The sequence below is a fragment of the Brucella anthropi genome (assembly GCF_046630315.1).
In the GTDB taxonomy this organism is placed as follows: Bacteria; Pseudomonadota; Alphaproteobacteria; order Rhizobiales; family Rhizobiaceae; genus Brucella; species Brucella anthropi_A.
Genome location: NZ_LQBD01000039.1, coordinates 35,994 through 54,994 on the forward strand (window position 1 = coordinate 35,994; position 19,001 = coordinate 54,994).

Consider the following 19,001-nt stretch of genomic DNA (forward strand, 5'->3'; position numbering starts at 1 on the left):
TTGACGATTCTCGCTTGACCCATTACGTGAAAGCCCATGTCTGTAAAACCGCTTATCATCCTTCCCGATCCCGTGCTGCGTCAGGTTTCCGCGCCTGTTGAACGCTTCGACGATCAATTGCGCAAATTCGCCGGCGATATGTTCGACACCATGTATGATGCGCCGGGCATCGGCCTTGCCGCCATTCAGGTGGGGGAACCGATCCGCATGCTCGTCATCGACCTTGCCAAGGAAGGCGAGCCGAAGGCGCCGCATGTCTTCGTCAACCCGACGATCGTGCAGTCCTCCGACGAGCGCAGCACCTATGAAGAGGGCTGTCTTTCAATCCCGGATTATTATGCGGAGGTCGAGCGCCCCGCGACGGTCAAGGTCGAGTATTTCGATGCCGACGGCAAGCCGCAGTCCATGGAAGCCGACGGGCTGATGGCCACCTGCCTGCAGCATGAGATCGACCATCTGAACGGTGTGCTCTTCATCGACCATATTTCCAAGCTGAAGCGCGATATGGTCATCAAGAAGTTCAAGAAGCTCGCCAGCCAGCGGCCATCGAAGAAAGTGCTTTAATGCGTGTCGTTTTCATGGGGACGCCGGAATTTTCCGTGCCGATCCTCACCGCCATCATCGGCCACGGTTATGAGGTTGTCGCGGTCTATACGCAGCCGCCGCGCCCGGCCGGACGCAGAGGCCTGGAGCTGACAAAGTCGCCGGTGCATGAAAAGGCGGAGCAGTTCGGCATTCCGGTATTCACGCCGAAGAGCCTCAGAAACGCAGAAGAGCAGGACGTTTTTGCAAGCTTCGAGGCCGATGTCGCGATTGTCGTGGCCTATGGCCTGCTGCTGCCGCAGGCCATTCTCGATGCGCCGCGCCTTGGCTGCTATAATGGCCATGCTTCGCTTTTGCCGCGCTGGCGCGGTGCGGCTCCCATCCAGCGCGCCATCATGGCAGGCGATGCGGAAACCGGCATGATGATCATGAAGATGGATGCGGGGCTTGATACCGGGCCTGTCGCCATGGCCGAAAAGGTTGCCATCACGCCCGACATGACGGCAGGCGAGTTGCATGATCGCCTGAGCATGATCGGCGCGGACCTGATGATCCGCGCGCTGGGCGCGCTGGAGCGTGAAAGCCTTGCCTTGCAGCCGCAGGCGGAAGACGGCGTCACCTATGCCGCCAAGATCGACAAGGCGGAGGCGCGCATCGACTGGTCGAAACCGGCAAGGGATGTGCACAACACCATTCGCGGCCTGTCGCCTTTTCCGGGCGCGTGGTGCGAGATGGAAATCAATGGCGCTGTCGAGCGCGTGAAGTTGCAGCGTTCCACGCTGGGCGAAGGTTCGGGCGCGCCGGGCACGGTGCTGGACGATCGCCTGACGATTGCCTGCGGGGAAGGGGCGGTGCGGCTCGTCACGCTGCAACGTTCCGGCGGCAAGCCATTGCCTGCGCAGGAGTTTCTGCGCGGCGCACAGGTTACGAAGGTTCTCTAAGCGGTGCCGCGCTACAAGCTCACGGTCGAATATGACGGCACGCCCTATGTCGGCTGGCAGCGGCAGGAAAACGGCCATGCGGTGCAGAATGCCATCGAACTGGCGTTCAAGAAGTTCTGCGGCGAGGATCTGACATTGAGCGCCGCCGGTCGCACCGATGCGGGTGTTCACGCGACCGCGCAGGTTGTCCATGTCGATCTTGCCAAGGATTGGGGCGCGGGCAAGGTGCGCGATGCGGTGAATGCCCATCTGGTGATGGCGGATGAGCGCATCAGCATTCTGAATGTCGAGAAGACGACCGACACATTCGACGCGCGTTTTTCCGCGCGTGCCCGGCATTATCTCTACCGTATCCATAATCGCCGTGCGCCTCTGGCCATCGATTATCAGCGCGCATGGTGGGTGCAGAAGCCGCTCGATGCCGGGGCAATGCATGAAGCGGCAAAGCGGCTGTTGGGGGAGCATGACTTCACCACTTTCCGCGCCACGCAATGCCAGGCCAAGAGCCCGGTCAAGACGCTCGACCGGCTTGATGTCACCCGCAATGGCGACATGATTGAAATGCGCGTTTCAGCGCGGTCCTTCCTGCATAATCAGGTGCGTTCCTTTGCGGGCAGCCTGATGGAAGTGGGCATCGGGCGCTGGACGGCGGATGATCTGCAGGCCGCGCTCGAAGCGCGTGACCGCAAGGCTTGCGGCCAGGTTGCCCCGCCTTACGGGCTTTATCTGGTCGGTGTCGACTACGCCTTTCCCTTTTAGGAAGGGTGGTCTCTCAAGAGGCCAAACTTTCTAATAAGCGTGCGGATCGAAACCGATCCCCAGCACTTGCTGCAGCAGGACGGTGAGGAACAGCGAGCCGAAGAAAACGCAGGCGAAGAATGGCGCCACATAGGCGTGCGGGCGCTGCAGCGCAACGAATGTCAACCGATAGCCCAGCACGACGGATATGCCGAACATGACGATGGCGAACAATGTCGCGACATCGAGCTGTCCGGGAAAGAACAATCGCAGCAAGGTGATCGGTGCGAATATCCACGAGATCAGGGCGCTGCCCCAGTTGGTGGCGATCACGAAGGCTGCATAGCGCTTGGCGATGCCGATCCGTCTGGCGAGAAGGCCGATGATGACGAGGGGGATGACCCACGCCGCTATGTCCACAAGGGCTGCGCGGGTGACGATGGCAAAGCGCAGGCCCGCTTCCTCGCGGCCCGCCGTCAGGTCCGCCGCATAGGACACCCAGTTCGCGAATAGCGGCGGCAGTGCAATTGCTATTGCATAAAAGGACGACCAGAAGCCCTCGGCGGAAATGTCGAGATAGGTCAGTCCTTCCTTGCGCCCGAGCATCATTTTCCAGACGCCCCAGAAATATCTGAAAATATCGTCCAGGCTTGGCATGAGGTTCCCAATGTTTCGCGGCATCCCGGCGGAAAGTCATGCGACTTTTGGGGATTATGCGTTACCCAAAGAAATCGGCCCAAAGAAATCGGCGATGAAACGTTCATAAATCTGTGTCAGCCCTTCGAGATCGGCAAGGGCCACGCGCTCGTCAACCATATGCATGGTCTGCCCGACAAGGCCGAACTCGACCACGGGGCAGTAATCCTTGATGAAACGGGCATCGGAGGTGCCGCCTGAAGTCGACAGTTCCGGGCGCTTGCCGGTAACGGCCTCAACGGAAGCGGTCAGCGTGCCGATCAGCTTTTCGTCATGGGTCAGGAACACATGGCTCGGGCCTTCGCGCCAGGTCAGTTCGTAGTCGATCGGCGTTTCGCGTCCCGGACGCAGGCGATTGTCGCGGGCGGCCTTTTCCAGCCGGGCCATGATTTCGGCCTGCAAGGTCTCTGCCGTCCATGTGTCGTTGAAGCGGATGTTGAACGAGGCGGTTGCCTTGTTGGCAATGACATTGGTGGCCTTGTTGCCGACATCGATGGTGGTGACTTCCAGATTGCTGGCCTGGAAATTCGCGGTGCCTTCGTCGAAAGCCGGATAAAGCAGGCTGTCGACCAGCGTGGTGATGCCGCGCACCGGGTTTTCGGCCAGATGCGGATAGGCCGCGTGACCCTGCACGCCGTGGACGGTGATCGTGCCAGAAAGCGAACCGCGCCGTCCGATCTTGATCATGTCGCCGAGCGTGTTGGGGTTGGTCGGCTCGCCGACGATGGATGCGTCCCAGCTTTCGCCGCGCTTCTTTGCCCAGTCGAGCAGCTTGACGGTGCCATTGACGGCCGGGCCTTCCTCGTCGCCGGTGATGAGGAAGGAAACGCTGCCCTTGATGTCGCCATGCTTTTCGATGTGGCGGGCGACCGCGGCCACGAAACAGGCGATGCCGCCTTTCATGTCCACCGCGCCGCGGCCGTACATCACGCCGTCTTCGATGGCGGCGGAGAAGGGCGGGTGTTTCCAGTCGCCTTCATTGCCGGGCGGCACCACATCGGTATGGCCTGCGAACATGAGATGCGGGCCGTTGCCGGACTTGCGTGCGTAGAGGTTCTCGATGTCGGGCGTGTCTTCATCGCTGAAAAGGGGGCGCTCGACCGAGAAGCCCATCGGCTTCAGCATGGCTTCCAGCGCGGTCAGAGCCCCACCTTCGGCGGGGGTGACGGATGGACAGCGGATGAGGGCGGCAAGATTATCGGCGGGATTGACGGCTAAACGCATGAGATCGGAACTTCTGAAAGGAATCGTCTGATGGTGAGATTATAGCGCATCCCGAAAAGTGCGAAGCGGTTTTCGGAACAAGATGCGCGCGGCAAGGACCCGCATCTCGAAAAGTGCGAAGCGGTTTTCGGAGCAAGATGCGCGCGGCAGGGGCCCGCATCCCGAAAAGTGCGAAGCGGTTTTCGGAATAAGATGCGCGCGGCAAAGACCTGCATCCCGAAAAGTGCGAAGCGGTTTTCGGGATGGGCTGCGGTTTCGCCTTTCACTTGTTTTTCTCACCCGGTTTCAATTTGGGAACGAAATTTCCTTGACCGGAGGCCCTCTGTCGTCGTTATTTAAAGAAAAGTTGATAACGAGACCCGCAAAGGGCCGGTCAACGGGGACTCTTTTAAAATGGGAAACTGCGCATGCGTTTTGTCACCTCTGCGATAGCAGGCATGATGACGCTCTTCGGGGCAACAGCGATACCGGCCAAGGCCGCGCAATGGAGTGAAGCCGGCGGGCTGACAAGCATTCCTTACGGACACAAGGATTACTGTGATCGCAACAAGCGCGATTGCGGCGCGCATCGGGTGTTGCCGCCGATGAAGCTGACCCCGCAACGCATGAAGCTGTTGCAATCGGTGAGCAGTTCCGTCAACCGCCGCATCAGGCCTGTTTCGGATCAGGATAATTACGGCAAGCGCGACTACTGGACTATCCCCGTCAACGGCAGGGGCGATTGCGAAGATTATGTCCTGATGAAGCGGGTGCAATTGATGACGCGCGGCATCAGCCCGTCGCAACTTCTCATTACCATGGTTCAGGGCAGCGAGCCGCATGTCATATTGACCGTGCGGACTGATCATGGCGATTACATCCTCGACAATCTGCGCGACGAGGTGCTGCCGGTCGAGAAGACCTCCTATCGCTATATCAAGATGCAGTCGCCTGCCAATTCCGGGCAGTGGGTTTCCATCGCCGGGCGTTCGGTCGCTGTCGCGAACAACTGAGCCTCCGCATTCGATCCAGCGCCGGTGCCAGCCGTCAAGCCGCATTTCGATGCGGCTTTTTCGTTGTTTTGGGGCTGGTCGGCACTCTTCCAACGACGCGCGCACCCGTTTGCACGATACCGGTTTTGTGAAAAACACGGCTATTGTTCACTTTCAATGGACAGTATACTCAAACAGACTGTTCGCTTTCTTTGAACAAAAAGACCATTATAACAGTCGTGTGAATAGTAGTATATCAGGCAACTAATTGTTTTTGTTTTATTATTTTTGAATTCTTTGGCGGTTTTCGAAAAATAGGCTGCACGAATGTGTGATTGAGGAAACAATTTCGTGACTGGAACTTTTGCCCATTGTCACCCATTTGAGGCGCATCGGAACGACGAACAAACCGCCGCTCCACTTTCCAAGGAGATAGGAAAATGAAGAAGATTGTTCTTGCTGCCGCTGCCCTTGCTCTGAGTGCCGGTGCCGCTTTTGCAGAAAACCCGTATGTCGGTGAACCTGCCGATCTTTATGCAAATGACCGCGCGCCGGTTGCAACGCAGGGCCAGAAGCTTGACTACACGGCCCCTGCTTCGATCAACAAGGCAACTGTTTATCAGGATGGCTCGGCTCATCGCTTCGGCGATGCTTCGCCTTCGTCCTACCAGAACTAAAGGTCCGTTAGGACTTTTGGCCCCTCCGGTCCCGCGGGGCAGTCCCGTGGGCCGGGCACAAATGCAGTATCCATATTGCATGTATTCCCGAAGGTGCCGGTGCAGTCCTCCCAGATGTGCCGGACACCGCAGGGCGGGCCGCCAAGGCCCGGTTAATCGAATGTTCCCCGTCATCCCGAGACATGGTCTCAAGGGTCAGCCTGGAAAATGCTGTTGTCGGGGCGCTATAAAGAAAAGGATTAGAAAATGAAGAAATTTACTCTCGCCGCCCTCGCTGTCGCTCTGAGCGCCGGTGCCGCCTATGCCGAAAATCCCTATGTTGGTGAGCCGCCTGCACTGGCTGCCCAGGACAAGGCTTTCATGCTTCCCGGCGATGCCACGGGTGCTTCCATGCACAGCAACATCGATTACACGGCTCCGGCTGCCATCCACCGCTCCGCGCCGGCCTATCAGGATGGCTCGGCTCATCGCTTCGGTGATAACTCCCCGTCGAGCTATCAGAACTAATTCACTTGTCCTGCCTTATGCCGTGTGTTCCTCCCCTCACGCATGGACAGGCAGGATAGGCGAAAGGTTTTTAAGGAATCTCCCCGGAGGATGGCGTCAATGCCTCCCCGGACTGCCCGGATCAGAGGCATTGCGCCATCCAAAGGGGCGAACATGAAATGCAAAAGGCGAAGCTTGCGGGCTTCGCCTTTTTCTTTTCGGGTGATGTGCTGGCGGTCAGTCGCGCAGCAATTCGTTGATCGAGGTCTTGGAACGGGTTTTTTCGTCCACGCGCTTGACGATGACGGCGCAATAAAGGCTGGGGCCCCAGTTTTCACCGGGAACATTCTTGCCCGGCATGGTGCCTGCAACCACGACCGAATAGGGCGGCACTTCGCCATAGAAGACTTCGCCGGTCGCGCGGTCCACGATCTTGGTGGACTTGCCGATGAAGACGCCCATGCCGAGCACGGAGCCTTCGCGCACGATGCAGCCTTCGACCACTTCCGAACGCGCGCCGATGAAGCAGTTGTCCTCGATGATGGTCGGTCCCGCCTGCATCGGTTCCAGAACGCCGCCGATGCCGACGCCGCCGGAAAGATGCACGTTCTTGCCGATCTGCGCGCAGGAGCCGACGGTCGCCCAGGTGTCGACCATGGTGCCTTCATCGACATAGGCGCCGAGATTGACGAAGGATGGCATCAGGATCGCGTTGGGCGCGATATAGGCCGAGTGGCGCACGACGCAGTTCGGCACGGCGCGGAAGCCCGCCTTTTCGAACTCGTTCGCCGTCCAGCCGTCGAACTTGGAGGGGACCTTGTCCCACCACGATGACTGGCCGGGGCCGCCCTTGATGACTTCCATCGGGTTGAGGCGGAAGGAGAGCAGAACCGCTTTCTTCAGCCATTGGTTGACATGCCAGTTGCCGTCCGCCTGTTTTTCTGCGACACGGGCTTCACCGCGGTCGAGCAGAATGAGCGACTGTTCGACGGCTTCGCGCACTTCGCCGCGCGTGGCCGTGTTGATCCCGTCGCGCTCGTCGAAAGCCTTGTCGATTGTCTTCTCAAGGGAGGCGTGGTCTGGCTTGGTCATGAATAGCGGTCTCCGTGAAAGGGCAGCGGATGGCGGGCGCAGCGTGCGTGCGGCTCCGTCTGTCGGGAAATTGATTAAGCGAAGGCGTCATATGGGTCAATGTGGTTCATGATCCAATTGCCCGCTGTTGGACAATGGCCGTCACGTTTGAGACAGATTAAGCATTTAGCTGCAAAATAAACTTGATGATGGAATGTAAGGAGCAGGTGAAAGCATGAACCCGATGGAGAAGTCCGGCTGGACGCCATTCCCCAATTCAGAGGATGCGGTCAAGCAGGCGCGCACCGTACCGCAGACACCCCAGACCGAGGCTTCTGCCTATCGCCTTGCTTTCACGGATGATGATTTCATGACCCGGCGCGACCTGCGCCCGGTCCGCTTGCAGCTTGAGCTTCTGAAACCGGAAATGATTCTGGCCGATCGCGGCATCAAATCCACCGTCGTCCTGTTCGGCGGCGCGCGCATTCCGGCACCCGGCGGCGAGGCCTGGGCGGCCAAGAACGAGGTCCAGAAGAAAAACCTCGAAGCCAATTCCCGGTATTACGAGGAAGCGCGCAAATTCGCGCGGCTCTGTTCGGAATATTCCGCCACCACCTATTACCGCGAATTCATCGTGGTGACGGGCGGCGGCCCCGGCGTGATGGAAGCGGGCAATCGCGGTGCAGCCGATGTCGGTGCGCCGACCATCGGCCTCAATATCGTGCTGCCGCATGAACAGGCGCCCAATGCCTATGTCACGCCGGACCTCTGCTTCAATTTCCATTATTTCGCGATCCGCAAGATGCATTTCCTCATGCGGGCAAAGGCCGTCTGCGTGTTTCCCGGCGGGTTCGGCACGATGGACGAATTGTTCGAGGCGATGACGCTGATCCAGACCAACCGCATGGAGCGGATGCCGCTCATCCTGTTCGGCAAGGAATTCTGGAACAAGGCGATCAATATCGAGTTTCTGGCCGAGCAGGGCACGATTTCGCCGGCCGATATCGAGCTTCTCACCTTTGTCGAAACCGCCGACGAAGCCTGGGATCACATCAAGGATTTCTACAAGCTCTGATCGCCCTTGACAGTGTGCTGGATGCGCCCGGCCAAAAGGTCGGGCGTTTCTTTTTGCGCGTCTTCTTCGGCACGATAGGGGCGGGGGCGGTGAACGAGCGTCACCAGCACGACCGAGATAATCATCAGCAGATACCACGAGCCGAGCTTGCCCATTGAAACCAGTTCCCAGCCATTGCGCTGGTTGGGGTAGAGCCAGGCCTTCGACCATGTGCCGATGTTTTCCGCGATCCAGATAAACAGCGCGGTCAGCAGAAAGCCGATCAGCAGCGGCATTTTGTGCCGGAAGCGGAAGACGCGATAATGCATGGTCGTGCGCCAGTAGAGCGCGAAGGTGGCGGCAAAGAGCAGCCAGCGCGCATCCCATATGAAGTGGTGCGCGAAAAAGTTGATATAGATCGCCGCGGCCAGAACGAAGGTCAGGGAGAGCGGCGGATAGTGGTTCAGCCTTATATCGAAAATGCGGTTGATGCGCGCCATGTAGGAGCCGACGGCCGCATACATGAAGCCGGAAAACAGCGGCACGCCGCCGATCCGGAAGAAATTTTCCTCCGGGTAGACCCATGATCCGGCATGGGTTTTGAAGACCTCCATCGCCGTTCCGACAATGTGGAAAATGACGATGACCTTGGCCTCTTCCCACGCTTCCAGCTTGAAAAGCAGCATGGCAAGCTGGATTGCCAGCGCGGACAGGAACAGGAAATCATAGCGCGTGATGAAGCCCGCGCCGCCATCCGGCCAGAACCAGCGGGTCAGCATGATGAGCGCCAGCATCGCACCGCCGAAAAGGCAGGCCCATGCCTGTTTCAGCCCGAAAACCAGAAACTCGACCAGCGCATCGGCGATCCGGTGACGGGGCAGGCTGTCGAGAAGGCGGTGGGCTGCATTCTCGATTTGTTTTTCAAGTCCGGTGAAATGCCTATCTTCGTGCAATGATCGCTTCCAGAAACAGGGTCAGGTTGTCGGTCACATAGTCCACCTGATCGGTGAACTCGGGATCGCTTTCCCATATTTCTGAAAATGTAGGCTCAAAATTGTTCGGCACGACCAGCACGGTTTTCATGCCGAGAGATTTCGGCACCACCAGATTGCGCGCCAGATCCTCGAACATCACCGCCTTGCCTGCATCAACGCCAAATGCGCCGAGGAAGCGGTCATAGGTGACGGGTTCCGGCTTCGGGGTCAGGCCAGCGGCGACAATGTCGAAAATATCGTCGAAATCATCGAGGATACCAAGCTGGCGGGCGGCGCGTTCGGCATGGCCGCGATCGCCATTGGTGAAGATGAACCGGCGGCCCGGCAGCGCCTTGATGGCCTCTCCCAGCGCCGGATCGGGTTTCAGCCACGTATAGTCGATATCGTGGACCTTTTGCAGAAAGTCGTCCGGGTCGATCTGATGGCATTCCATCAGGCCTTTGAGCGTCGTGCCATATTCCAGATAGAACTGCTTCTGGATCTTGCGCGCCTCGTCGCGCGGCAGTTGCAGAAGCGCCTCGACATAGCTCGTCATCTTCACGTCGATCTGCGAGAACAGATTGGCGGCGTGCGGATAGAGCGTGTTGTCGAGGTCGAACACCCAGTCGGTGACGTGCGCGAAAGCGGCTCTATCCGGAATATCGGTCATGGTCTGTCCTTACGCGCTTTACGGCACGATCAACGTGCTTCTTTTATCACGGCACGATCAGCGTGCTTTTTTTATCACGGCACGATCAACGTGCCGGCACCATGCTCGGTGAAAAGTTCCAGCAGCACGGAATGCGGGGTCTTGCCGTTCAAAATGACGACGCCTTCGACGCCGCGGCGGATCGCGTCGATGCAGGTTTCCACCTTGGGGATCATGCCGCCGGAAATCGTGCCGTCCTTGATGAGCGCCTGCGCATCGGCAACGGAAAGCTCCTTGATGAGGTTCTTGTCCTTGTCGAGCACGCCCGGAACGTCGGTCAAGAACAGGAGGCGCGTTGCGGCCAGCGCACCGGCAATCGCGCCCGCAAACGTGTCGGCATTGATGTTGTAGGTGTGGCCGTCGCGGCCCGGCGCCACCGGCGCAATGACCGGGATCATCTCGGAACGCGCCAGAAGATCGAGGAGCGTGCGGTCCACTTCCGCCGGTTCGCCGACGAAGCCAAGGTCCAGCACTTTCTCGATACTGGAATCGGGGTCGATGACGGTCTTGTGCGCCTTCTGCGCGAAGACCATGTTGCCATCCTTGCCGCAAAGCCCGATGGCCCATTCGCCCTCGGCATTGATGAGGGCGACGATTTCCTTGTTGATGGAACCGGCCAGAACCATTTCCACCACTTCGACGGTCTTTTCGTCGGTGACGCGCAGGCCCCCTTCAAAACGCGATTCGATGCCGAGCTTGGTCAGCATGGCCTGGATCTGCGGTCCGCCGCCATGCACGACGATGGGGTTGATGCCCGACTGTTTCAAAAGCGCGATATCGCGTGCGAAAGCCTTGCCCAGCTCCGGATTGCCCATGGCGTGGCCGCCATATTTCACGACGACATGCTTGTTCTCGTAGCGCTGCATATAGGGCAGGGCCGCAGACAGGAGTTGCGCTTGCATTTCGGGATTTTCAAGTGTCGTCATCGCGGGCTCCATGGCTGGCGACAGGGCAGGGAGAAACAGGTTTTTCTAGACTGGTTTTGCGGCAATTGGAATCCGCCGATGTTCATTTTTCGCCTGTTCGTTCGCGATTATTTGAATTGGCGGCCCGAAACATGCCCAACAAAAAGCCGATGCGGGATTTAAGCGGATTGGGAGTTCAAACAATTTTCAAAGAAGCTGTTTTCATGCGCAAGATTTTCCTCGCCGCCCTTGTTTCCCTGCTTGGCGCATCCGCCTCCCATGCCGCGCCGGCACAGACGACCGAAACGATCATTCTTGTCCGCCATGGCGAAAAGCCCGCGGGCGGTCTGGGGCAACTCGACTGCCGGGGGCTCAACCGCGCCCTGAAGCTGCCCGCCGTCATTGCGCGGGATTTCGGCAAGCCCGACGCCATTTTCGCGCCCGATCCGGCCAGGGAGAAGATGGATAACGGCATTTCCTACGCCTATAATCGTGCGCTGGCGACGGTGGAGCCGACTGCAATCCGTTTTGGAATGCCGGTCGATACGCGCTTCGGCTATGACGAGATCGGGAAGTTGCAGGCAGCCCTCGAAGCGCCGCAATACAGCAATGCGGCGATACTGGTCGGCTGGGAACACAAGCAGCTCTACAAGCTGGCCAGAAATCTGCTCAAGGACAATGGCGGAGATAAAGCCGCGGTGCCGAAATGGCGCGGCAATGATTTCGACAGCATCTATGTGCTGCATATCCGGCGCGGCGACGGGCATGTGAGCGCTGGTTTCCAGCGGCTGAACGAGGGGCTGGACGGGCAGCCGGAAAGCTGCCCGGACTGACGGTCAATATTCCTTCAGGAGCAGGGCGATTGCCGCGCGCAGGTCATCGAGGCCCAGCCCCTTTTCCGAGGATGTGGCAATGATGCCGGGAAAACAGGCCGCGCGCTTGTAGGTGAGCCTGTGCGTCTCTTCCAGAAGGCGGGGCACGCCTGCGGGCTTGATCTTGTCGATCTTGGTCAGCACGATCTGATAGGACACCGCCGCCTTGTCGAGAAGGTCGAGCACTTCGGCATCGTTCTTCTTGATGCCGTGGCGGGCGTCGATCAGCACATAGACGCGCTTCAGCGTGGTGCGCCCGCGCAGGTAATCGAACACAAGCCGCGTCCAGGCATCGACCTGCGCCTTCGGGGCCTCGGCAAAGCCATAGCCCGGCATGTCCACCAGCGCCAGCGGCGGCAGGTCGCCATTCTCGCCGGAATAGCCGTCCGGCACGAAATAGTTCAGTTCCTGCGTGCGGCCCGGCGTGTTGGAGGTGCGGGCAAGGCCCTTCTTGTTGACGAGCGCGTTGATCAGCGACGACTTGCCGACATTGGAGCGGCCGGCAAAGGCGATTTCCACCGGTCCTTCGGGCGGCAGGAATTTCATCGACGGCACGCCGCGAATGAAAATCCACGATTTCTTGAAGAGAAGGCGTCCTTCCTCGACGAGTACCGCCTGGGCCTCCCGGACCGCATCCGCCGCTGCCTGAGCGGCCCTGATCGCCGCCTGCTTCTTATCCTGCTCGCTCAATGTCCGTGTCCCGATGGTGTATTCTCTTGCGTACACGCATCAATGTTATGCGCCGCATTGTCAACCTGATGGCACAAAAAACCCCGCCGAAGCGGGGTTTTGTAGATTTACTTATTCGCCTCTTTCGGCTTTCGCCTGAAAACTCCCTTGAGATTGTCGAAGAGCTCGATCTTCACGCCCTGGCGCTTCATGATGACACCCTGCTGGATGATCGACAGCGTGTTGTTCCACGCCCAGTAGATCACCAGACCGGCCGGGAACGAGGCCAGCATGAAGGTGAAGATGACAGGCATCCAGGTAAAGATCGCGGCCTGCGTCGGATCGGGCGGCGTCGGGTTCATGCGCATTTGCAGGAACATGGTGATGCCCATGATGATTGGCCAGACGCCGATCATCAGGAAGTGCGGCACCGTGTAGGGCAGAAGGCCGAACAGGTTGAACAGCGATGTCGGATCGGGCGCCGCCAGATCGTGAATCCAGCCGAAGAATGGCGCGTGACGCATTTCGATGGTGACATAGAGCACCTTGTACAGGGCGAAGAACACCGGAATCTGCACCACCACCGGCCAGCAGCCGGCCAGCGGATTGATCTTCTCTTCCTTGTAGAGCTTCATCATCTCCTGCTGCTGGCGCATCTTGTCATCCGCATATTTCTCGCGGATTTCGGTGAGCTTCGGCTGCACGAGCTTCATGCGCGCCATCGACTTGTACGACTTGTTGGCAAGCGGGAAGAACAGGCCCTTCAGCAGAACGGTGACGACGAGGATGGCGACGCCGAAATTGCCGGTGAACTTGTAGATCCAGTCGATGAGATAGAACATCGGCTTGGTGATGAAATAGAACCAGCCCCAGTCGATCAGGAGATCGAACTGCTTGATGTGGTATTTCGTTTCGTAGTTCTGGATCGTGTTGACGACCTTCGCGCCGGCGAAGACGCGGTTCTGGATCGTCTGCGACTGGCCGGGCGCAACCGTCACCGGCGCGCTCAACAGGTCCGACTGGTAGCGCGGACGGTCGTTTGTGAAATGCGAGAAACGGCCGGTAAACTTTTCGTCCTGCGGCGGGATGAGCGTTGCCGCCCAATATTTGTCGGTGATGCCGACCCAGCCGCCGATGACATCCTTGAACGAAATGTCCTTGTCGTCCTCGACCTTGGAATATTTGATTTCCTGAAGGCCATCCTGGCCCATGACGCCGATCAGGCCTTCATGCAGCACATAGGTGGCGCTTGCATGTTCGGGCTGGTTGAAGCGGGTCACGCGGCCATAGGAGGCGAGAGAAACCGGCGCACCGCTTTCATTGGTGATCGTGTCGTCAACGGTGAACATATAGGCGTCGTCAACCGAGATGACGCGCTTGAACGTGATGTTCTTGTCGTTGGTGTAGGTCAGCGTGACCGGCGTGGACGGGGTCAGCCTGTCGTTGCCCTCCACGGTCCAGACCGTGTCGGGACCCGGAACCGGACCAGTCGCTTCATTGCCGGTGAAGCCCAGTTCAACGAAATAGCCCTGCTTCAGCGACGAGGGCGCGAGCAGTTCGATATCCGGAGAATTCTTGTCGACGGTCTCGTGGTATTTCTTGAGGTAAAGATCGTCGAGGCGCGCGCCGGTCAGGTTGATCGATCCGCGCAGCGAAGGCGTGTCGATCTGGACGCGCTTGGTCTGTGCGACGGCTGCCTCGCGGGTCAGCGTGCCGCCTGCGGCTGCAACATCGCCCTGGCCGGGAATATTTCCCGATGTGGCGGGCAATTGCGGCGTGTCGCCGCTCTGGCCGCCTTGCGCCTGCTGCGTTGCCTGTTGTTTTTGCTGCTGCTGCTCCTCAATGCGTGCCTGCTCCCGCTGGGCTTCCGTCTTCGGACCCAGATAAAACACTTGCCACAGCGTCAGCACGAGGATGGACAGGGCAATGGTGATGAAGAAATTGCGGTTATTTTCCATTGACGGGTCCTGATTCCGGTCTTTCCGTTCGGCGTTTCCCATCGCCCCGCCGTTCACCCTTCGCCTTGATGCGGCGGGAGAGTTCTTCGGTCAGTCGCGAAAAGGGCGCAGTGAGGGCTTGCTCGCGCGCTACGATCACATAGTCGGTCGAAGGCGCCATGTCACGCCCCACGTGACAACGAACCGCTTCCCTGAGCCTGCGGCGGATGCGGTTTCGTATCACGGCGTTGCCGTTTTTCTTGGTTACGGTGAAACCTGCACGGGGTTTTTCGCCGATTTTGGCGGTTTGCGATTCCTCTTCGGTCCGCTCGCGGACTTCGAGAAGAAACAGTGGACCACGTCGCTTTTCACCATTCCTCAAAGCCAAAAACTCCGCTCTCTTGCGAAGGCGGAGTATTTGTTTCGGCTTTTTCATGTCTTTGTTCACCGCGCTTGGCCCGAGGTCCATATCGCGCGGGAAAAGATCAAGCGGAAAGCCGCTTGCGGCCGCGCGAACGGCGAGCGGCGAGAACCTTGCGTCCGCCGGTGGTTGCCATGCGTGCACGGAAACCGTGACGACGCTTGCGGACGATCTTGGATGGCTGGTAAGTGCGCTTCATTTATTTAATACCGCGGTGTGCGGCCCTTCTTGATTCTGTTTTTCCGTTGAACACGATCGGGTCCGAAAACTGTTTTCCACTTTCCGGGATCATGCTCTATTGAACAGGAGCTGGTTCTGTCCTGGCGGCGGACAGCACAAAACCATCCGTAAACCGTGCAGGCGAACGTGACGCGGCTTATAGGGGGAGGGCGATCAAGAGTCAATGCTCCGCGAAGGGGCCGCAAAAGGGACATGCTCTGCTTTTTGCTGAAATTGCGCCATTCGCACCGGCATTGGCCCTGCATTGGCCCTAGATTGGCATTGCCAAAATAGGTCAGCTCTTTAATAAGGATGCGCAACATTTTCACATGCGGGCGCGTTCCCGCAAAATCGCATTCTTGAGAGGAGTTCCCCATGAGCATCCGTCGCATCGAAGTCGGCCCGCGCATGAGCCAGGCCGTCGTGCATGGCAACACCGTTTATCTCGCCGGTCAGGTGGGCAATCCGGGCGCCAGCGTCACCGAACAGACCAAGGCCGTTCTGGCCGAGGTGGACCGTCTGCTCAAGGAAGCGGGCTCCGACAAGACCAAAATCCTTCAGGCCATCATCTGGCTTGCCGACATGAAGGATTTTGCCGAAATGAACGCCGTCTGGGATGCGTGGGTCGATCCGGCGCACACGCCTGCCCGCGCCACCGGCGAAGCCGCGCTGGCAACGCCCGACTACAAGGTCGAGATCATCATCACCGCTGTGGTGTAATCTCTTTATAGGGATGCAAACCCCGTCGAAGCTTCGGTTTCGGCGGGGTTTTTATTGGCGGATACGCTGCGAAAAGCCGTCGCGCCCGCCAGCAAGCGCTTTTGCATCGATCGATGCGCGTTCGCGCGCCTCCTCAAGCGTGCCGCCATTCTCGATCCAGCCGTGATCGTATAGATAGCCGGGCAGATAGCCCGACAGGAGAATGCGGTAGTCGAACGGGAAGGTCGGGTCCAGCACCCGCGCCATGTGGAAGATGATCGTCGTGCAGTTCGCGCTCAGCGTATTGTAGAATTTCGGCTCTTCCGCCAGCTCATTGCCAAGCTTCACATAGGACAGGAAGAGTTCGCGCGCGCCTGCCGGCGGCAGATTCACGCGGTAGCGATAGACATCTTCCTGGCGGTTGTTGGTGCGCAGATAGATGATGTCGCGCTCTTCCGCGGCAATCATCGCCAGCTCATATTGGCGGAAAAAGCCCGCAATCGGCGAATAGACCTCGTGATGCTCCCGGCGAATCTCGCCCGAAAAGACCACATGGCGGCCATCCTCGAAGCCGAAGGACAACAGCGTGTGGGCGATTGCAGGGCTCGACCAGTAGGACAGGAACACGTCCACCGACGTGATCTTGCCGAGGTCGTAGGTTTCCTCTTTCCAGTTGGGCGTGAAATCCTCCGTCGTCCGCCAGATGAAGTCGCGGACATTGGAAAGCGTGACCATATCGCCGTTGATGTCGCCCGTCACCGTGCGGGCGACATCGGGCGCCCAGATGCGATTGAGCGATGGGCGGACCGTGGACCATGCGGCGAGCACCGCCAGAGCCAGGAGGCAGAAGAACAGACGCCTGCGCCAGCAATTGTAATGTCTTTCGCCTGCGATCACCAGCGCCGCGATCACCAGCCAGGCGGCGATGATCGATCCGCGCACGGCATCGCCAAAGGGCAATTGAAACCACATGGCGAAGCTGGCCCAGATCGCAAAGACAAGGACGAATAAAATGAAGATGAATTTGCCTGCGATGCGGACGGGAGCCGATTTCAGGAGAGATGACATATGCATTCCGTATTCGTCGGTTGCCGCGGCCGGAAATGGTTCAGCATGCGGAAATCGCGGCGATACTGACATGATTTGCATCATCATGTCATGGGGGTATCGTTTAGAATAGGGAATTTAAATTTCTACATTAGAAATTGCGATAATTTCAGCTGCAACGGCGTTATTTCTTTACGGTTACAGCTTCGCCGCGCGGGCGGGGGACGGGCCTGCGGTTGCGGGCGTGCGGGCGCACCAGACGCCACAGCAGAAGCGCGCCGACGATGGCCGCATAGATGACCGGCTCGGCGGGCCAGCTTTTCACCGACATGATGAAATGGATCGCGCCGCCTGCGATTGCGACATAGACCAGCTTGTGGAGGCTGCTCCAGCGTCGGCCGAGCTTGCGGATCGACCAGTTGTTGGAGGTGAGCGCCAGCGGCACCAGCAGCAGGAGGCTCACCATGCCGATGGTGATGAAGGGACGCCGCACGATATCGGTGATGATGGCGGGCATGTCCAGGCCCTGATCCAGCACCATATAGGTGGCGAAATGCATCAGCGCATAATAGAAGGCAAGCAGGCCGAGCGCGCGCCGGTAGCGCAGAAAGGCCATGCCGGTCAGGTCGCGGATCGGTGTGACCAGAAGGGTCAGGATCAGAAAGCGCAGCGCCCACAGGCCAAGCGTGTGTTCGAAGGTCTTGACCGGATCGGCGCCAAGACTGCCGCTTGCGCCCAGATAGAAGGTCCAGACCGCCGGAACGAAACCGGCCGCATAGAGCAGCCAGACCTTCCATTCGCCGGGCCGGGCTGTCTTCTTTCTGCCTGCCTTGATCGCCGCCGCCATGTCAGTAATTCGCCTTCAGGTCCATGCCCGCATAAAGCGATGCGACTTCCTCGCCATAGCCGTTGAAGGGCAGTGTCGGGCGGCGGCCCGAGCCGAAGAAGCTGCCTTCGCCGATGCGCCGCTCGGTCGCCTGGCTCCAGCGCGGATGATCGACGGCCGGGTTTACATTGGCATAGAAGCCATATTCGTTGGCGGCCTGCTGCTGCCATGAGGTTGGCGGCTGCTTTTCGACAAAGCTGATCTTCGTGATCGCCTTGATGCCCTTGAAGCCGTATTTCCACGGCACGACGAGCCGGATGGGCGCGCCGTTGGCGTTCGGCAATGTCTCGCCGTAAAGGCCGACCGAAAGGATGGTGAGCGGATGCATGGCCTCATCGAGGCGCAGGCCCTCGATATAGGGCCAGTTCAGAACCTGAAAGAGACCCGTCTGGCCCGGCATTTCCTCCGGACGCACGAGGCCGGTAAAGGCGATATATTTGGCCGAGCCGAGCGGCTCCACCTGCGCCAGAAGGCTTGAAAGCGGAAACCCGATCCACGGAATCACCATCGACCATGCCTCGACGCAGCGCATGCGATAGATGCGCTCTTCAAGCGGCATTTTCGCGATCAGCTCCTGAATGTCGAATTCCTTCGGCTGTTTGACGAGCCCATCCACCGTCAGCTTCCACGGCAGCGGCTTGTAGTTGCCGGAATTGGCGGAAGGATCGCTCTTGTCGGTGCCGAATTCATAGAAATTATTGTAGGTGGTGACTGCGTCCTGCGGGGTCAGCTTTTCGTCCACCTTATAGGCGGAAGCCCTGGCTTTCAGCGGTTCGGCGAAGGCCGACGAGGCGATGCCGGCGGCTGCCAGCACGCCGGCGCCGACCATGAACGAGCGGCGGTTCAGATAGAGGCTCCTTGGCGTCACCGCATCATAGGTGAGCCTGGCGGATGAAAAACGCCCCGGTTTGAAGCTGCTCATGTCACTCCCACTCCCAAATCGGTTGAACCTCAATTGCTGACAAGATTCCATGGAAAGGCGTCAAAAGCATGGATAATCCGGGACCGAACTGTTGCTCACGCTTTGTTGAAGCCTGCCGCGACCGTAACAGAATTGTAACACGATGTAACTTTTCGTGCATTCTGCCATATTCTTGCTAAAACTCTGCTGTTAACCGCATTACATTAACGCATCCAGAAAGACGCATCCCGCAAAATCGTTTCAAGTTTTTGCCGGAAATGCTCTGTCGCCGGCAGGGGTGGGGACGCACCCGGGAAGAGCTGCCTTCAAACCTTCGTTAACGTCTCATTGGCTATGTTGA

General features: G+C 58.8%; 22 protein-coding genes. 9 read left to right on the top strand and 13 right to left on the bottom strand.

The features are described from left to right. Positions 1-36 precede the first annotated feature (36 nt). The 3 genes from def to truA are packed head-to-tail and all read left to right on the top strand — an operon-like array spanning position 37 to position 2,243. Positions 37-564 carry a peptide deformylase gene (gene def, locus AVM02_RS18695; RefSeq protein ID WP_411508404.1) on the top strand — a complete coding sequence of 176 codons (528 nt, stop codon included), beginning with the start codon at positions 37-39 and terminating at the stop codon, positions 562-564. After that, a complete protein-coding gene (fmt, locus tag AVM02_RS18700) occupies positions 564-1,484 on the top strand; it encodes a methionyl-tRNA formyltransferase (protein WP_411508405.1) in 921 nt (306 codons plus the stop codon). Before def ends, fmt begins: the two co-directional genes overlap by 1 nt. A 3-nt stretch (positions 1,485-1,487) precedes the next feature. Continuing rightward, a complete protein-coding gene (truA, locus tag AVM02_RS18705) occupies positions 1,488-2,243 on the top strand; it encodes a tRNA pseudouridine(38-40) synthase TruA (RefSeq protein ID WP_411508406.1) in 756 nt (251 codons plus the stop codon). Positions 2,244-2,273: 30 nt separating this feature from the next. Here the strand turns inward: truA and AVM02_RS18710 are convergent, their stop codons facing one another. Together AVM02_RS18710 and dapE are read right to left on the bottom strand one after the other, a co-directional pair. Further along, positions 2,274-2,879, bottom strand: a complete 606-nt coding sequence (locus AVM02_RS18710) for a hypothetical protein (protein ID WP_411508407.1) — start codon at positions 2,877-2,879, stop codon at positions 2,274-2,276. Between the two features lie 54 nt (positions 2,880-2,933). Then, positions 2,934-4,142 (bottom strand): succinyl-diaminopimelate desuccinylase, encoded by a 1,209-nt coding sequence (gene dapE / locus AVM02_RS18715; RefSeq protein ID WP_411508408.1) that lies wholly within the window; start codon positions 4,140-4,142, stop codon positions 2,934-2,936. 440 nt (positions 4,143-4,582) lie between these two features. Here dapE and AVM02_RS18720 point away from each other — a divergent pair, with 440 nt between their 5' ends. The 3 genes from AVM02_RS18720 to AVM02_RS18730 all read left to right on the top strand — a co-directional run bounded on the left by AVM02_RS18720 (position 4,583) and on the right by AVM02_RS18730 (position 6,297). Next, the gene (locus tag AVM02_RS18720; RefSeq protein WP_411508522.1) at positions 4,583-5,134 is read left to right on the top strand and encodes a transglutaminase-like cysteine peptidase; all 552 of its coding nucleotides are present in this window, start codon (positions 4,583-4,585) and stop codon (positions 5,132-5,134) included. Positions 5,135-5,553: 419 nt separating this feature from the next. Then, positions 5,554-5,790, top strand: coding sequence for a hypothetical protein (locus AVM02_RS18725; RefSeq protein WP_411508409.1), 237 nt, complete (start codon positions 5,554-5,556; stop codon positions 5,788-5,790). 246 nt (positions 5,791-6,036) lie between these two features. Then, entirely contained in the window at positions 6,037-6,297 is a 261-nt protein-coding gene (locus AVM02_RS18730) for a hypothetical protein (RefSeq protein WP_411508410.1), read from the top strand. A gap of 216 nt (positions 6,298-6,513) precedes the next feature. On the opposite strand, the gene dapD is transcribed toward AVM02_RS18730, so the two are convergent. Further along, the gene (gene dapD, locus AVM02_RS18735) at positions 6,514-7,368 is read right to left on the bottom strand and encodes a 2,3,4,5-tetrahydropyridine-2,6-dicarboxylate N-succinyltransferase (protein WP_411508411.1); all 855 of its coding nucleotides are present in this window, start codon (positions 7,366-7,368) and stop codon (positions 6,514-6,516) included. Positions 7,369-7,582: 214 nt separating this feature from the next. On the opposite strand from dapD, the gene AVM02_RS18740 reads away from it, so the two are divergent. After that, positions 7,583-8,422, top strand: a complete 840-nt coding sequence (locus AVM02_RS18740; protein WP_411508412.1) for an LOG family protein — start codon at positions 7,583-7,585, stop codon at positions 8,420-8,422. Here AVM02_RS18740 and AVM02_RS18745 read toward each other — a convergent pair. The 3 genes from AVM02_RS18745 to argB form a co-directional block, all read right to left on the bottom strand. Further along, complete coding sequence (locus AVM02_RS18745; protein WP_411508413.1) at positions 8,410-9,354, bottom strand: DUF817 domain-containing protein; 945 nt, start codon at positions 9,352-9,354, stop codon at positions 8,410-8,412. The genes AVM02_RS18740 and AVM02_RS18745 overlap by 13 nt on opposite strands. After that, positions 9,341-10,045, bottom strand: coding sequence for a pyrimidine 5'-nucleotidase (locus AVM02_RS18750; protein WP_411508414.1), 705 nt, complete (start codon positions 10,043-10,045; stop codon positions 9,341-9,343). Before AVM02_RS18750 ends, AVM02_RS18745 begins: the two co-directional genes overlap by 14 nt. Positions 10,046-10,119: 74 nt before the next feature. Next, positions 10,120-11,010 (bottom strand): acetylglutamate kinase, encoded by an 891-nt coding sequence (argB, locus tag AVM02_RS18755; RefSeq protein WP_411508415.1) that lies wholly within the window; start codon positions 11,008-11,010, stop codon positions 10,120-10,122. Positions 11,011-11,213: 203 nt separating this feature from the next. Between argB and AVM02_RS18760 the strand changes: the two genes are divergently transcribed. After that, positions 11,214-11,822, top strand: coding sequence for a hypothetical protein (locus AVM02_RS18760; RefSeq protein ID WP_411508416.1), 609 nt, complete (start codon positions 11,214-11,216; stop codon positions 11,820-11,822). Between the two features lie 3 nt (positions 11,823-11,825). On the opposite strand, the gene yihA is transcribed toward AVM02_RS18760, so the two are convergent. From yihA to rpmH, 4 genes are all read right to left on the bottom strand, one after another. Further along, positions 11,826-12,551, bottom strand: a complete 726-nt coding sequence (gene yihA / locus AVM02_RS18765; RefSeq protein ID WP_411508417.1) for a ribosome biogenesis GTP-binding protein YihA/YsxC — start codon at positions 12,549-12,551, stop codon at positions 11,826-11,828. Positions 12,552-12,658: 107 nt separating this feature from the next. Next, positions 12,659-14,488 (bottom strand): membrane protein insertase YidC, encoded by a 1,830-nt coding sequence (gene yidC / locus AVM02_RS18770; RefSeq protein ID WP_411508418.1) that lies wholly within the window; start codon positions 14,486-14,488, stop codon positions 12,659-12,661. After that, a complete protein-coding gene (rnpA, locus tag AVM02_RS18775) occupies positions 14,478-14,903 on the bottom strand; it encodes a ribonuclease P protein component (protein ID WP_411508419.1) in 426 nt (141 codons plus the stop codon). The genes yidC and rnpA overlap by 11 nt, the downstream gene beginning before the upstream one ends. 49 nt (positions 14,904-14,952) lie before the next feature. Further along, entirely contained in the window at positions 14,953-15,087 is a 135-nt protein-coding gene (gene rpmH / locus AVM02_RS18780; RefSeq protein WP_006467565.1) for a 50S ribosomal protein L34, read from the bottom strand. Positions 15,088-15,482: 395 nt separating this feature from the next. Here rpmH and AVM02_RS18785 point away from each other — a divergent pair, with 395 nt between their 5' ends. Next, positions 15,483-15,827, top strand: a complete 345-nt coding sequence (locus tag AVM02_RS18785; RefSeq protein WP_411508420.1) for a RidA family protein — start codon at positions 15,483-15,485, stop codon at positions 15,825-15,827. Between the two features lie 51 nt (positions 15,828-15,878). Here the strand turns inward: AVM02_RS18785 and AVM02_RS18790 are convergent, their stop codons facing one another. From AVM02_RS18790 to msrP, 3 genes are all read right to left on the bottom strand, one after another. Then, positions 15,879-16,874 (bottom strand): DUF4105 domain-containing protein, encoded by a 996-nt coding sequence (locus tag AVM02_RS18790; RefSeq protein ID WP_411508421.1) that lies wholly within the window; start codon positions 16,872-16,874, stop codon positions 15,879-15,881. Positions 16,875-17,037: 163 nt separating this feature from the next. Continuing rightward, positions 17,038-17,700, bottom strand: a complete 663-nt coding sequence (gene msrQ, locus AVM02_RS18795; RefSeq protein ID WP_411508422.1) for a protein-methionine-sulfoxide reductase heme-binding subunit MsrQ — start codon at positions 17,698-17,700, stop codon at positions 17,038-17,040. Position 17,701: 1 nt separating this feature from the next. Beyond that, positions 17,702-18,661 carry a protein-methionine-sulfoxide reductase catalytic subunit MsrP gene (gene msrP, locus AVM02_RS18800; RefSeq protein ID WP_411508423.1) on the bottom strand — a complete coding sequence of 320 codons (960 nt, stop codon included), beginning with the start codon at positions 18,659-18,661 and terminating at the stop codon, positions 17,702-17,704. Positions 18,662-19,001: the final 340 nt, after the last annotated feature.